The 14,906-nt window shown below is 50.7% G+C and carries 13 protein-coding genes; 2 read left to right on the top strand and 11 right to left on the bottom strand.

Annotated features, from left to right (window positions below; translation table 11 throughout):
• Positions 1-726, bottom strand: a complete 726-nt coding sequence (locus tag CRO87_RS02735; protein ID WP_097161393.1) for a YiiX/YebB-like N1pC/P60 family cysteine hydrolase — start codon at positions 724-726, stop codon at positions 1-3.
• 687 nt (positions 727-1,413) lie between these two features.
• Here CRO87_RS02735 and CRO87_RS02730 point away from each other — a divergent pair.
• Positions 1,414-2,525, top strand: a protein-coding gene (locus CRO87_RS02730; protein WP_097161392.1) for an IS3 family transposase whose coding sequence is annotated in 2 segments (ribosomal slippage) — positions 1,414-1,675 and positions 1,675-2,525 — 1,113 coding nt in all. Because the reading frame shifts where the segments join, the coding sequence is not laid out codon by codon here.
• A 1,040-nt stretch (positions 2,526-3,565) separates the two neighbouring features.
• A complete protein-coding gene (locus tag CRO87_RS02725) occupies positions 3,566-4,531 on the top strand; it encodes a hypothetical protein (RefSeq protein WP_141398659.1) in 966 nt (321 codons plus the stop codon).
• Positions 4,532-4,609: 78 nt separating this feature from the next.
• Here CRO87_RS02725 and CRO87_RS02720 read toward each other — a convergent pair whose 3' ends face one another.
• From CRO87_RS02720 to CRO87_RS02675, 10 genes are read right to left on the bottom strand one after another with little or no spacing between them, the layout of a single operon-like run.
• Positions 4,610-5,515, bottom strand: a complete 906-nt coding sequence (locus CRO87_RS02720) for a hypothetical protein (protein WP_097161390.1) — start codon at positions 5,513-5,515, stop codon at positions 4,610-4,612.
• 11 nt (positions 5,516-5,526) lie between these two features.
• The gene (locus tag CRO87_RS22455) at positions 5,527-6,441 is read right to left on the bottom strand and encodes an IS1 family transposase (protein WP_141398658.1); all 915 of its coding nucleotides are present in this window, start codon (positions 6,439-6,441) and stop codon (positions 5,527-5,529) included.
• A complete protein-coding gene (tssG, locus tag CRO87_RS02710) occupies positions 6,428-7,462 on the bottom strand; it encodes a type VI secretion system baseplate subunit TssG (RefSeq protein ID WP_097161388.1) in 1,035 nt (344 codons plus the stop codon). Before tssG ends, CRO87_RS22455 begins: the two co-directional genes overlap by 14 nt.
• Complete coding sequence (tssF, locus tag CRO87_RS02705; protein WP_097161387.1) at positions 7,459-9,243, bottom strand: type VI secretion system baseplate subunit TssF; 1,785 nt, start codon at positions 9,241-9,243, stop codon at positions 7,459-7,461. Before tssF ends, tssG begins: the two co-directional genes overlap by 4 nt.
• 6 nt (positions 9,244-9,249) lie before the next feature.
• Positions 9,250-9,651, bottom strand: coding sequence for a hypothetical protein (locus tag CRO87_RS02700; protein ID WP_176504251.1), 402 nt, complete (start codon positions 9,649-9,651; stop codon positions 9,250-9,252).
• Positions 9,633-10,955: a phosphatase PAP2/dual specificity phosphatase family protein gene (locus tag CRO87_RS02695; protein WP_097161386.1), complete on the bottom strand. Its 1,323-nt coding sequence runs from the start codon at positions 10,953-10,955 to the stop codon at positions 9,633-9,635. The genes CRO87_RS02700 and CRO87_RS02695 overlap by 19 nt, the downstream gene beginning before the upstream one ends.
• Positions 10,948-12,711 (bottom strand): bifunctional alpha/beta hydrolase/class I SAM-dependent methyltransferase, encoded by a 1,764-nt coding sequence (locus CRO87_RS02690; protein ID WP_097161385.1) that lies wholly within the window; start codon positions 12,709-12,711, stop codon positions 10,948-10,950. The genes CRO87_RS02695 and CRO87_RS02690 overlap by 8 nt, the downstream gene beginning before the upstream one ends.
• A complete protein-coding gene (locus CRO87_RS02685; RefSeq protein WP_097161384.1) occupies positions 12,708-13,340 on the bottom strand; it encodes a lysophospholipid acyltransferase family protein in 633 nt (210 codons plus the stop codon). Before CRO87_RS02685 ends, CRO87_RS02690 begins: the two co-directional genes overlap by 4 nt.
• 9 nt (positions 13,341-13,349) lie before the next feature.
• Complete coding sequence (locus tag CRO87_RS02680) at positions 13,350-14,279, bottom strand: phosphatidate cytidylyltransferase (RefSeq protein WP_097161383.1); 930 nt, start codon at positions 14,277-14,279, stop codon at positions 13,350-13,352.
• A complete protein-coding gene (locus CRO87_RS02675; protein WP_097161382.1) occupies positions 14,272-14,874 on the bottom strand; it encodes a CDP-alcohol phosphatidyltransferase family protein in 603 nt (200 codons plus the stop codon). The genes CRO87_RS02680 and CRO87_RS02675 overlap by 8 nt, the downstream gene beginning before the upstream one ends.
• Positions 14,875-14,906: the final 32 nt, after the last annotated feature.

The raw sequence follows: 14,906 nt of genomic DNA, 5'->3' as shown, positions 1-14,906 counted from the left end.
TTATTTCTTATACGGTAATGTGTCATTTTCATCCCAGAAATCAAGAGTTCTTGATTGACTTAATTCCCTCTTCGCTTTATCAAATAATTTTGAGACGCCTTCGTCTCCAGTCTCTTCAGATATTATGGCTGCTACCTCGCTTAAATTTTGACGAGCATGACTTAATATGTGTCTTTTGGCTAAAGCACCTTGGATCGTTTTGTGCAGAAAACGATACTCAAACTCTCTTTCTTTTATATCCTTGATAATTTGATGATATTCACTTGTTACATCCTCCCATAGAGTTAACAAATCAGCCTCCTTGTCAAAATGAGCTGGAGCAATCTTACCAGGGTCTTTTCCGTCAAAAATTGTCACATTAGCTTTCATGTATATTTTAGCAATCAGCTCTGAGCAGAAAGATTTATTATCAACACTTTCCATCATGTACTTTACATTATATTCTTGACGAAGAAAAAAAATAGCAGCCTTAGCAAGGTTTTCTGTATCTTGCTCTGTAAGCCCTCGTAACCTTATAACTTTCCACTCATCTTTTATATCTTTTAGTTCATCAAGCAAAAAAGACAAGTGCACTCCATTATCTCCAGTTGAATGAATAATAGAACCATCACCTAAATAGAATTCGATATGGCTTGACTTAGCCTTTGGGTATAATATTTTTTGAGCGTTAACTATTGCAGTTGAAAATTTGCTACCACCGCGAACTAGAAAAATATCTCCAATCATCCCATCTACCTTTAAATATTTTATGTAATAAACTTTAATAACATCGGCTTCTTTAGAAGAATATCTCAACTACAGTCAAAACGGCAACAACAAACGCTGGTATCAGTAACCCAGTCTTCAACCCCTCTTAGGTGCAGGCTATACGTTAATCGCGTCTGCTATTGGCACATAGATGCCGTACGAAAGTACATCCATACACCCTCAAACCTGAGTGATGGGATTTTGTTGGCAATCGTAAAGTAACTTGCAAACGGTCGCCAAGTAAAATGCAAAATGGGTAGTCAAGTTAGATGCAATTACGCACCGGCTCCCTTATCCGATCGCACCACTATCCCCCTTCAGAGCGCAAAACCTGCTCGGGGAAAGCTGCTGGTAAGATTGATTGTACTCACCAGCTTGTTCAGTTGACAGATCGCTGCGGTTCGGCTGGACGAAACTTACCATCGATAAACAACAGGCTAAATCGAGCTAAGGCGTCATAGTTCAAAGCTATTTCGCCTCACAGGATTGTGATCTCAGTTAGTGATACCAGTGGGCTTAACCTCCCACTACACAACAACGCCACCACGGGAAATTGCGGTTCATTGCCGCCGGAACTGTGATGGGATTGTAAGTACCCCGGTAAACCGAACCATTCACTTTTAGAGATCTTCCGACATACTGATTATGTCCTCTGAGGAGATCGTCATGCGTAAAGCCCGATTCACCGAACACCAGATCATTGCCGTTCTGAAGTCCGTCGAAGCCGGACGTACCGTCAAGGATGTCTGTCGCGAATCCGGTATTTCTGAAGCCAGCTATTACAACTGGAAAGCGAAGTTTGGCGGTATGGAAGCGTCTGATATCAAGAAGATGAAAGACCTCGAGGATGAAAATCGACGCCTCAAACAGATGTTTGCTGATCTGAGCCTTGAGTGCCGGGCACTTAAAGACGTCATCGAAAAAAAGCTTTAAAACCAGCGATAAAGCGTGAACTCGTCAGCTATCTGACCGCGCAATTTGCCATGAGTTTACGCCAGGCCTGCAGGACGTTATCGCTGAGCAGGACGGTGTATTTTTATCAGCCCGATACCCGGCGTGATGAACCGGTGATCCATGCGCTGACTGAGCTGGCAGAACGCTATCCGCGCTACGGTTTTAAGAAGCTTTTTCAGGTAAGCCGCAGGCAGGGTCACGCCTGGAATCACAAGCGCGTGCACCGGATTTACTGTCTGCTGAAACTGAATTTTCGTCGTAAGGGAAAGCAGCGTCTGCCAGTGCGTAATCCAGCACCACTGGCGACACCGCAAGCGTTGAACCAGAGCTGGTCCATCGATTTTATGCACGATGCGCTGGTCTGCGGCAGACGCTTCCGGACCTTCAATGTGGTGGATGATTTTAACCGTGAAGCACTGGCGATAGAAATCGACCTTAATATCCCGGCTCAGCGAGTAGTCCGGGTGCTGGAAAGGATCGTGGTAAACCGCGGCTACCCGCTGAAGATGCGGATGGACAACGGGCCAGAACTGGTCTCACTGGCGCTGGCACAATGGGCCGAAGAACATGGGGTGCAGCTCGAATTTATTAAGCCGGGTAAGCCAACACAAAATGCTTTTATCGAACGGTTCAACCGGACATACCGGACAGAAATCCTGGATTTTTACTTGTTCAGAACACTGAATGAAGCACGGGAAATTACAGAGCGTTGGCTGATGGAATATAACCACGAGCGGCCTCATGAATCCCTGAACAACCTGACGCCGGAAGAATACCGGCTGATGGCTGAAAACCCGGAAATCTCAAAAAGTGCATGGAACTAAAACCGGTGTACTTACAGGATGTCTGATTGATACACAAAAATCGTGATTAAGCCCTCCTCCAGCCCCTTATCATACGCAAAAACACCACTATCACATCAAATATAGCAAGCCTGCTAACAACACAAAATGAAACAAAATACATCCACATAGCGACAATAAGTCTCACACACACTCAGCTATCCAGATGGCTAATCTACTCAAAAAAAAGATCATCGATGATCCTCTTTCTCTGAAAGTGGCTATTCGGGAGACTCACATAGCTTAAATCGCCACTTTCGCGTGTTCACGAAAACAGAAATACAATTTTTTCTCCCATTAGCGCTGTCTTGCAATCAATGAAGATTGCTGATGCCTGCCCGCCAAGTTACATCTAGTAACACAATAAATACATTTGGTTCAAAAGTTAGTACACGGAGAATGCAGTGAAAGTACAAAACGTTAAAAGTACCATGTGTTGCACCATCAGTTTCAGGCAGATCCAGGTCCGAATTCTCAACTGGATTTTCCCCAAAAATGACTTTACTATCGATTGTGAAATCGTATTTCAGCATTAAGTTGGACGGAATCGAATACGACAGAAAATTGAGGTTTTATTGGTGCATAAATAAGGTATATGGCGCCTAGGTGTTCTGCTGTCATTATATTTATTTTGCATTATATTATTATAATAGATTAATACATACCTCATTCAATATCACTACAGCATCACCCTATCACAGGGGTGTTTATATTGAGCTAATGTCATGAAGCGGTGTAAAATTAAGCCATGTGGTAAAGTGCTTAGTTACATTAGAGATACCAGAAGGGCCTACTTAGCAGGCTATTGTTACGAACATTACACTGAATATCTGCTACGCAAGAATCAACGTGAAGAACATGCCAAGCAGGTCTGTGCAAATAAAGGCTGTACCAGCACGTTAGCCGGTACAAGGAATCAGCTGTATTGTAGCGTTGCATGTCGACGGGAATCTGAACGTAGGCTGGATGTTTCGCAGCTCAGCAAGCTCATGAACTGGTCATACATGAAGAATGTCCAGTATATGATCGATCGTAGCCCGTTGAAATTAGGCTCTGTAACCTCTGTTGACGACATCATAGCGTTGCTCAGGCTTTATGTAGGTAAAGGATCGTATCAGCGAAGTTATACCATCATCCCCCTGAATTCAGGCAAGTATAAACCTAAGCCTTTGTTGGAACTGGAACTTTGTCATCTGTATCCGGTCGGTGCAGGTGGAGCTAATATCCCTGATAATATCCTCATCGCACCTAAGTTCATCAATCGTAAGAACAATTCTGCTATCCCCTGCCAGGCTCATACCTTCAGAGGTGTTGTATCGCATGGTGAGCTAATTCCGATGGGAGATAACCTTCTTACAGGCCTGACCGACCATTATGGCGTAGAGGCCGTTACAGAAGCGTTGAGTGGGCTTGAGAGACCCAGGCTTTTTCATGGGAGCTCCAGCCGGGATCCTAATTTTAAAGGAATTCAACACGAACTCCCGCTATTCAGCCTGTTACGCGATGAGCTATGGCGGTTTAAGCAATATGAGACAGCATCAATATTGTTTAGCATCGAAAGGGTGACTGAGATTTCTTTGCATTTCCCCATCTACCTGGAGCTGCTGGCGGTACTCGGTTTCTGCGATGTGTTGTCTGGTGAACGGGATCGCCTGCTGATCCGTATGTGTCGTATCGAACGGGCATTCTTTGGTAATCCTGCTAACGGTAAGCTAAGTCGGCGATCTGGCGGGATAGATGACTATAAGGCGGTGATGTATCGTTTCATCCGAAAGTACCTTTACCGCTACTTCGGCGTTGAACTCGAACGACTGGATTCCGTGGTAGCCTTCTATAATGGGTTCTTCTCGCTACCGGTCGTTGGCACTAGCTGGGCCAGCGGTAATCTTGTCTGCTATTTATACCGTGACGGGGTAAGTCATTCAGAAACCACCGGCTTTTTCGCGCCTGACGAAGAAACTGTCTCTTTATACGAGCTAACCGATTGATTATCCTTTCTAACAAGCGCTGCCGCCCGGCATGTTCAAGGCCACTTCTTTAGGGGGTGGCCTTTCCCACATTTACTGTTAAGTGATATGCCCCACGATCGCACAAATTAGCCGGTAATCAGTAACATGGAAGATCTCAGGATTATCGGCATTCTGCTCGCCAATGAAGAAAATCTGCGCTCTGTCGCTGAGTCTTTTTTTCTTAGCTTCCTTTGCTTCTTCCTTAGCGACCTCCAGTTCCTGTCGAACTAATGTGCGTTTAGCTTGCGACCAGTCACCCCATTCGATATGAAGTTTGTAAGGGCGTGATGGCCTGGGATTTCCAAACTCATCCGGTGCCCACTCCCCTGAGAGAAAAATGACGAGTCTGTCCTCTGACTGCTCGAATTTCTGCCAGACCAGAGTCGAATAGTTGACGCGACGATGTGGGTAGAGTTGTATGGGATCCCTCAGCTTTCTAAACACGGACTTGTAGGTGTGAGCATCAATTCCCGGTATGTTCAGCGATATATCCCGATCATGCGGGAAGCGGATGAATGCACGGCAAATCTGGCGAATAGTATTAACCGGGCGGCGCGATTGCCGTGTTGGGGCATTGCCCTCATGGGATGTTGACGATGCAGAACGCGCAGATCTGGAATTGTTTTCACTACCAGTAGCGTCAGGATCAACAACTGGGCGTTTTTCAATCAATCTTAACCCTGCAGGCATCAAACCCGGTGCGCTGTCCAGCAGATCGCGGACGCTTTTCTTTTGGCCCTGTTTAACAACCGTGCTTTCAGCATCAGCATCGCAGTTAATATGTTCTTTCCCCGGCATTTTATTAAACGAGGGCCTTTTCTTGCTGCCTTTTTGCCAGGCTGAGGGATACATCTCGATCCCACATCCCCAGCATATATAACCGGTGGTATCAATATCATCCAGCAACCACAGGTCTTCAGCCTCGACAATTTCCTCGGTACGTCTGTCACGAGCAGACTCCATCACGTTCTCCTTCAGGTTTTCTTGCGCTGTGATCTGACCAGTCCAGCCTGCGGGAAACGCACACCATGATGATGTACAAGCATGGCACGACGATGCCGGTCGCGGTTTCGCTGCCACAGTATCCAGGCCTTTAGTGCATGCAGCTCCATTATCTCAAGCATGAGCATCATGCGTTTTTCCCACAAAATTGCCGCAGAAAGGCTCATTTTCATACACCGTTTAATGTCAGTGACGCTATCCCCGGCCACCAGCGCGTTAATACCCTCACCCCAGCTTTCAAAAAAACGCAGACCGGAGACAGGGAGTCTGCTCAGCAGACTGAAATTACGGTCACAAGGACGACACCGGAAACTTGGGCGTTCTTTCGTTCGGACAGTCTGTGTTCCTCCGCAAAGCGGACAAGTTGCTGTTTCCAGAGTTTTCAGCGTCCGATACCAGTTTTTCAGCCGTTCTGCTTCAACCGTAACCTCCGGCGTAAAATCAGGATCACGTCGTTCGTAATGGGGTTCCCACCAGGCACAGAGTGCAGGCCAGTAAGTTCGCATTACACTGGCTATAACGCGATCCTTATGCAGGCATGTCGGTTCCGAAATCTTCAGTGCTGCCACTAATTCAGCGGTACTGAGTCCAGATAAACGGGCGGCAGCGTACACCGGCCACAAGGGAATATGCCGACTCCGGGCCAACAGCGTCCCCGTCAGCGGTGAAAACCCTTTTTTGCAGCGGCTACAGCGATAGTTAATAATTTGATCTTTAGGCGATCTGCCGTTGGTGTGGAATACCGGGCTCTCGCAATGCGGGCAATGCTCTGGCTTCAGGTAAGGAATGATTGCCAGCCAGTCAATCAGTGCATCAGCATCCCGATGCAGCTCTGGTGGCAGAAATCGATGATAATTGTAAGACCCAGAGAAACTACTCTTCGTCAAAATCCCTTCCCCGTAACTTCCCTATCCTCATCCGCATCGTCTGCGGCATTTGATCTTCATTGTCATCCCGAAGTCCAAGCATAATGTTATATCCCGAAAAGAGATCCGGGTCGCCAAGCCTCGGACGCGGCAGCAAACGCACCGGAACAGTCAGGTGCAGGCTGGCGTCGTAATCGCATCCCAGGTAGGTCTTCAGCAGCGCGAACACATCCCTGCGCAACTGGCCTCGCGGCATCCAGCCTTTAGCCTCATCGGCATCCTCTGTATTCATTTCAATGCGCATGCAGTAGTTTGCATCTTCGACCTCATCCCCCAGAATCGGACGTTCGCCCAGCGTCATTCCCCCATTAATCGACATTCGCGCAGGTTCAGCGACAGGCATCCAGACAGGGTGATGCGGGATAACCTTTACCTGTGTATTCGGGGCCTGACTACGAATGATGGCAGCCACACCTTCAGTCGTATGAGTCGGATGTAACATTGCTGGCAAAATTGCCAGTAACCGCGAAGGGGGGAGTTCCCTGCTATGGGAAACTCCGGCTAACGCCATTAGACTGCGGGAAAACTTATCCCTGCCGCCATCTTCAAACGTGGCCGGATAGCTGTATTTCTTCCAGATACGGTAAAACTGCGTCATCAACCGGTGGTTGAATATATCGAGGAACGCGGCCATTGCATCAGCCCCTTCCCGCCCCTGGTTGATATCATCGATATAGGCTGTCGGCAGCGGCGAATCCACGCCGTACAATCCCAGGAACTTTGTTCTGACGGTTGGCGGCGCATCCGGGTTATCCGGGTCTGTTTCAGTACGTTTCAGTTCACTGGATGGAAACCCCAGATGAGGGTCTGGCCTGAAGCGCACCGGATCGCTGTCGGGGTATAAACCTGTACCCAGCGAATTCCCGCTGGTCTTCTCCAGCAACTGGCAGAATCGATAGAAATTAAACCGGGCAGTCTGATCGTTACCCTCACTGTCCAGCCAGAATGGCGGCAGGGTTTTCTTGTCTTCTGTGCCGCTCACATCAATACCCTGTCAATCCTTCGTTCAGGCCACGTCCATTCCGAGCCAGATTCGCTAAGCACCACCGTCAGCTGCGTAAAGCGGATAACACTGGCGTACTGTGCAAAAAACTGCTCCAGTAATTCGCAGAACAACCGCGCATCCCCCACTCCGCTGAACTGTGTTTCGTCCAGCTCGATGCGGATTCGAACTCCGTGCCAGCGGCGAGATGAATTGTACGCCTGCTGATAGCTGACCTGCCGGATACCCTCAATTCGGCGGCGGTTGTTTTCATCTTCCGTCCAGTTAAACAGCTGCAACACATCCCGAAGATTCTCTGCATCGCTTATCATCTGACTCAGGGCGCGGGGGTGCAGCTGTGCCATGATATGCCACTGGTGGAGTTGCGATAGCGGCGGGTAGCATGGCATCGAGGGCGCATGCCGTGTCTGACAGAGCAGTGTCTGATTGCCTGTTGTGGCTGTGCCGTCAAAAACCGCAGCATCCAGCGCCATACGTGGATAGTTACCGTTGGTACAGGTGATGTTCATAAACAGCGTGGCATTTTCTTCCTGGAGATCCTGCTCCCCGGACGTACCGCCCAACATCAGCAACGTTTCATGCAGGCCGCTAACCCCGCGCCAGATGCGTGTGTGATAGTAACGTTCAGGCCAGCTCTCCTTACGCGCTAACATCCCGCCCTTGTGCCGGAACTGTCGATACGGCACATACTGGCGTTTATCCAGCGTCTCACTCGCGGCCACCTTATCCACGCTGTAGATTTCGGTGTGGTGATCGCGAAGCCGGTGTGGCCGAAGCCGGTAATCCAGCGTTGCGGGTTCAACCTTCAGGGGTTCAGCGTTAAGCGAAAACAGATTAATCAGCGGTACACAGTGGATACGCAGAATATCTTCCGGCACGGGAATATCACGGTTCAGGGGAGTGCTCAGATGAAACTCCAGTTCAAAATGCTGGCAATCTTCTCCAAGCGGCAACCTTTCAAGACCTGTCAGAGTAAAGAACGCAAATCGGGCCGGGAAGCTGAAGTATTCCAGTAACGGGCGAACCTCACCGCACAGCGCCGGGCTGTCACTCTCCGGCCAGACTGACGACCAGTTTTGCTGCCAGCGCGACAACAGCTTACCGTGAAAAGGTTGAGGGTCGAGATTGCCAGTTTGCGGCAGGCGCACCGTGGTATGCGAGACATGATGTGTCAGCGCCAGATACAACATCGACTGTAAAGGACGATCACCGTGGATATAGAGTGGGATCTGACTTAAATCCGTTTGTGACGGGTCAGCGTACTGGCTGAATGAAAACTTCAGAGTCAGCACCTGATGACCGTCAGGATGCCACTGTCGCCGGACGTTACGCAGCTCCAGCGGGTGCAGCACCAGTTCATCGGTCGTGCGGTACGGGCAGCGCAGGCCGGTGTCATCCATTGGCCGGGTCAACAGTGTCGTGCCTGCGGGGATCACCACATCCCTGACCTGCGCAACCATTTCCGGGGTCAACTCGACCACGGCCATTGAAGGTTGCGTCCGGTTGGCTATCGGCAGCAGATGGCCCAGCAACGGCTCTGTCAGTTCGGGAATATCGTCATCCAGCTTGCGACGCAGCTGTGCCATCATCAGCGAAAAGCCCTGGAACAGTTGCTCTACTGAATCGTCGGCTTTATGTGACAAGTGATCCACACCGAGGCGTCGTCCTGCCTCCGGGTACTGTTCGGCAAATTCTCGCGCAGCCGCTTTCAGCCAGCGCATTTCACTGTCGAAATATTTCAGAAAATCATGGTCATTCATAACGGGTTAATCCACCAACGTTAAAACCTGATAAAGGACCGTGCACAATGAGGCAACCCACAATGCCATTAGCGAGAATATCGCCCGGTGAAAAAGGGTTTTCGTCCCATGCCAGCGTTCAGCCAACGTGCGAGTGCAGCCTGGCTTTTTTCCCCACAAATGCACCATTCCGTTATCAAACTCAGCAAGATCGCTTTCACTCTCTATGAGCTGAAAAAGTCGTTCATCCAGCCACAGACGCCAGCAGTAATAATGAGCCAACAAAAAGAGCCCCATCAACAACACGCAATCGGCTGAAAACAACAGGTTAAAGATCAACACCAAAGGTGGCAGCGTCAGAGCAGCAAAGTAGCGCCAGCTCGACAGATGAATTTGCATGATTTTGTTGGTCATGGTGATATCTGACATTGCAGCTCCTTGCTGAACGTTTCCAGAACCTGAAGATGGGCGAGCGTAAGCACCACCTGGGGTCGTTGGGATTTGATTAACGCCACGGCCTGCGTGACCGACCCGGCGTGCCCTTCACTTAACAGCCAGGCCGCAACAATCGTTGCACTGCGGGATAAACCTAAGGCGCAGCACACAAGTACACTTTTATGTCCCTGCTGCAGTTGGCGGAGCTTCATGACGGCCTGCCAGATATCCTGATTTTCCGGTACCACTAAATCCATCAGCGGATAAGCTTCCCAGCACGCCGTTTTGCGCTTGCCTTTATGAAATTCAGCTGTCAGGTCGAGGACTGCGGCCTGCGCCACGGTTTTATCAGGAAAACGACCCAGTACCACGCCGTTATAAATGGTGTTGCTTCGGGATATCCGTTGGGAAAACCATTTTTTTGAAAGCCATACCCCGGCTATATAGGGGAACAGCAGCCAACGGGCAGAGAGGGACAAATCGCCGTGATTATTTTTCTGGAACACCGACACACCGAGCCCGGCATAGCCTGCAGCCACCAGCAATAGTGCCGCAGCAAGCCACAGCAAAATGAAGCCGTGGGGGATCCACAATCCCGCCAGTAAAAACACTATCCCACCAGCACAATATTTAGCGGCGAGCCGCATGGCGTGCGCTGACGGGCGCATCCACCGCCAGTGACCTTCAACCGGGATGGCATAACTAATCAGCACTCCGACCACAATGCCGCTAACGACATCGATGAAATGGTGCTGCCAGGTGGTGAGCACAGATACCGCTATCAGCCAAAACCACGCACCGGATAGCAGCCTTGCGCCCTTCCCCAGATGCTGACGAAAACGCAGCCACAGCATCCATGTCAGGATGATATGCAGCGACGGGGCCTGGTTATAAGGCAAATCAAACTGTTCGAGCTGTTGAAACAGCCAGCCAAACATCCCCTGCGTTTCCGGGCGCACGAAGGTGAATTTCAGCGGAAAGAGAAGAAAGCCCACGCAGGCAATAAGCGATGCGGCGAGCAGCCGACAGCCGTGGCGGGTCAGCTCGTGCTTTGAAGTACAAATAAACAATGAAATGCCATACAGCAGGTCAATGCTCCAGTAAGGCACGATGGTCCAGGGCATAAACGGGATAGCATGTTCCCAGCCAAGGACCATGCTTCCCACATCATCACGTGTGGCCGTGAACTGATTCACCTGCCCATAGCTGAGGAAAAACAGGGGTCCCAACAGAACCAGCCAGCACAGCCCCTGTTTCCAGAGGCTGACTTTGCTCTGCATGAGCATGGACTCAGCCATGCTGTTTTCTCACGGCCAGCGAGACGGTGAAAATACCGAACTCATCAATCACCTGATGGCATTTCTCGAAGCCCGCCTGCTCCACCAGCGTATCCATCTCTTTCTGGGTGCGAACACGCATCATCCACGGAATGCCGTTCTGATGGCTGGTTAAGGTATAGGCGATGGTTTTTAACTGCGGATGCCACGGCTGCCCGGTGTAAACCAGCACGCCGCCAGGCGGTATTGCAGCTGCCAGCCCGGCAAGCGAGGCTTTAATTAAGTCGTTATCCGGGAAGAGTTCATACAGCCCGGAAACGATCCCCAAAGTTGGAGCAGGATCGAGCGAAGCAAGAGAGTCATAGTCGAAAGCATTGCCCTTTTTGAACTGAGCGACGTGGCTTAACCCTCGCTCTTCAATCATGGTCTGGCCTTTTTCAACGTTCAGATCGCTGTAATCACGCAGCAGGATACTTTCGATATCCTGATGCTTCTCCAGTGCGTCGAGCACATAGCGCCCGTGTCCGGCTGCAATATCCACTACGCGAACGGGCAAACTGCAGTCTTTCAGCTTTGTGACCGCCTGCTCAATGACTTGCTGAATATTGATTTTTCGTACCCGGATCCCCTGCCAGCCAATGCTGTTAAGGTAGTGCCTGTCTATCATGCGCCCAAGAATACCGTTACCTTCCGGGTAGTTACGGTACACATAATCCAGCGTACTGCCGGAATCAAAGCCGGTCTCGTAGCCCAGACGCATCCCTTTCGACAGTCTGCCGACCGTTTTCATGCCATAGCTCAATGAGGAATAGAACATCCCCTCCAGCGAGCGGGCTTTTGGCGGAGCCTGCAGTTCGCGGTAGGCATCCGCGCTCGGGCTCCACTGGTCTTCATGGCTGTAATCGAAGTTGTAAGGTTTTGTCGCATAGAGTTTATCGATAAAGATTTTCATTTTATCGAAGGCCAGGGCGCGATCTTTTTCGCCCAGCGTATCGTGATAGAAACCAGGTAAGATATGCTGCTCTTTGATGGCACTGCGCAAACCGGCATAGAACTGTTTTTGCGGCTTCGCATGCACTACAAAATCATCACCGGAAATAAGCAATTGGGTTGGCAGCGTAATGGCGGCAGAGTCGGACACAATACGCTCAGCCGTTTTGTAGAGATCGAGAAGAATGTTCACCGCGATTGCCCGCGTGATGAGCTTATCCTGCTCAAAACTGGCGACACGCTCCGGATCGTGGGTAAGGAATTTCCCTTTCACGTAGGAGTTGACGTAGAACAGGCCACGGATCCGCTGCATCAACGCAAGGCCCGTTCGGGCGAACGGCACATACAGCTTGACCTTAAAGGCCGGAGAAGCCAGCACCATCCCCCTAATTTTCGGCGCATAGTCATGGACCCAGGTGGAGACCAGTACAGCCCCCACGCTCTGCGCAATCACCACGATATCCTCAAGGCTGACCTGCGCGTCCTTCGCCACAAAACGAACAAACTCATCCACGTCCAGAACAGAGCGAGCAAGGCTCGGACTGTAACCACGATCACCCGGCGACTGACCGTGGCCGCGGGCATCCCAGGCGTAGAAATGCGTATCGGGCATGACCAACTCGTCGACAATATGCTGCAGACGCCCGGAATGTTCATGCCCTCGGTGAAACAGCACGATCACTTTCTTACCGTTGCCTTCCGTTGCAGGCCAGTGGCGAAAATAAAGCGACTCATCATCGCTGGTTGCAAATGTACTTTCCTGAAATATACGCGCTTCCTGACTCATGTGATTTTCCTTGTCACTTGCTGTTGTAATGTGACGAAACGAGTAAATAACGATTGCTTAAACGTGACCTTATCCGCGTCGTAAAACAGCGGTTCGTCGATAAAGATGTCGATAAAAAACGGCACGGGGATTTTCTGCCCTTTGCCCATTGAGCGGTCCAGACCGTGCATGTAGACAGGGATAATCGGCACATCCGGGCACTGCTGGCTTAAATGCCAGATGCCGGATTTTATCTCTGAGAATTTCCCCGGCTCGCCGCGCGTGCCTTCGGGGAAAATAATCACAATTTTCTTTGCTTCCAGCGCATCAACGCAGGCCTGCAGCGGATTGGCCTGATGGGCTCCGCGATAAACGGGGATGATGCCAATGACCTTGAGTGCGAACCAGCCAATCACTTTGTTACGCAGGAAATAGTCTGCTGCCGCCACGGGCTGCACGTTCACCAGCGTTGAGAGTGGAAACAGCGTGAACAGCGTCAGCACATCCAGATGGCTGTTGTGGTTCGCCACGATAATGGCCGGACCTTCTACAGGCAGCTTTTTGCGACCCGACACGCGAACGCCCAGCCAAATCCAGACCACCGGGTACGCGATGCACAACGTAAAGATCCAGCGCAGAAAACGGTTCATCTGCGCCCCTTATACGTAGAAGTAGTAATAGAAGTGGAAGAACAGCGGCGCGGTGTAAATCAGCGAATCCAGACGGTCAAGAATGCCACCGTGCCCCGGCAGCAATTTCCCGGAGTCTTTCACACCAAAATCACGCTTGATGGCCGACATCACCACATCGCCGCAGAACCCGCTCAGGCCGATAATCACCCCGGCACCCAGCGAGTGGATCCAGTTCATCGGCGTCAGCAGTGGGCCGAAAATAGCCGCCAGCAGCGTAGTGGTCAGCACGCCGCCCAGCAATCCGGCCAGCGTTTTATTCGGACTGACCTTCGGTGTGACCTTGATTTTGCCCAATGATTTTCCCCACAGATATTGCGCAATATCGTTAAGCTCGGTGGTCGCCACCAGGAATATCACCAGCAATGCCCCGGCTTTGGTATCCACGCCAGGCAACATCATCAGAAACGCAACATGGCTTAAAGCAAAGACCGTTGTCATCATGCCCCAGTGCATGACGGATGCAGAATGCAGGAATCCCTTCGTATCACCGACGAGCACCATGCGGGCGGGCAGGAATAGAAAGACGTAAATCGGGATGAAGATAATGAACATGCCGTACCACGATATGCCCACCCAAATGTATTGCAGCGGGATCGCGGCATACATCCACAGCAACGGCACGCTATCGGAGCGGCGAGTCGGTGCCAGGGTCAGATATTCCTTCAGTGACAGGAAGCTGAGAAATCCAAAGAAGGTGAGCGCCAGCCCTTTTGGTGAGAGCATCGCCAGTGAAAATAAGCCAACGATGACCCACCAGCTGTTAACTCGTTGCTGAAGCTCCAACCAGTCGCGCTGCGGGCGGCATTTTTTTAAGACGAAAATGATAACAGTTGCCAGAACCAAAACGCTGAAGATCCCGCCGAGGCAGTAATACAATGTATGCAGAGAATCAGGCATTTTTGACCTCCAGCGCGCTGCGGCAGCGGTTGATTGAGGTCCAGGCCAGCAGCACCGCCGAGGCACCAAAGACGATATTGGCAGCGACGATATACTGCGGCCAAAGCGCGATAAACAAACCTAAAGCCCCCAGAACAAAGGCGCGGTCGCTTTTACCCATCGGACCACGATAATTTCGACTGCCCGTCAGCGTCTGAGCGATAACACCGCAAAACTCTGTCAGCCACGACAGCAACACCACCAGCACAACCAGCCATGGCGAAACCCCGGTCACAAAAGCAAATGCAAGATAGAGCGCAGCATCAGCAATAATGTCGCCGACTTCATTGAGGATCGCCCCAAGCCTGGACTGCTGGTTAAACTCCCTCGCTAACATGCCGTCGATGGCATTCAGCGCCATACGGAAAAAGAGGAAGACCGGCAGCGAGATAAATAACAGCGGTTTCGGGAAACACATCAACACACCGCCGAGCAGAACCGAGGCCAGCATTGCCAATAGCGTTACCTGGTTTGCCGTCACTCCAATGGCATGCAGTCGGACGACGGTGGGGCGAAGTAAATTCTGAAACTTAGGTTTGATGTCATACAGCGTCACGTTATGGCTCCTGCCTTGTGTTTGACGGGGTT

The organism is Enterobacter sp. CC120223-11 (assembly GCF_900215375.1).
Classification (GTDB): Bacteria; Pseudomonadota; Gammaproteobacteria; order Enterobacterales; family Enterobacteriaceae; genus Scandinavium.
The sequence above is the reverse complement of the archived record's forward strand: the minus strand, read 5'-3'. Positions and strand labels throughout refer to the sequence as shown.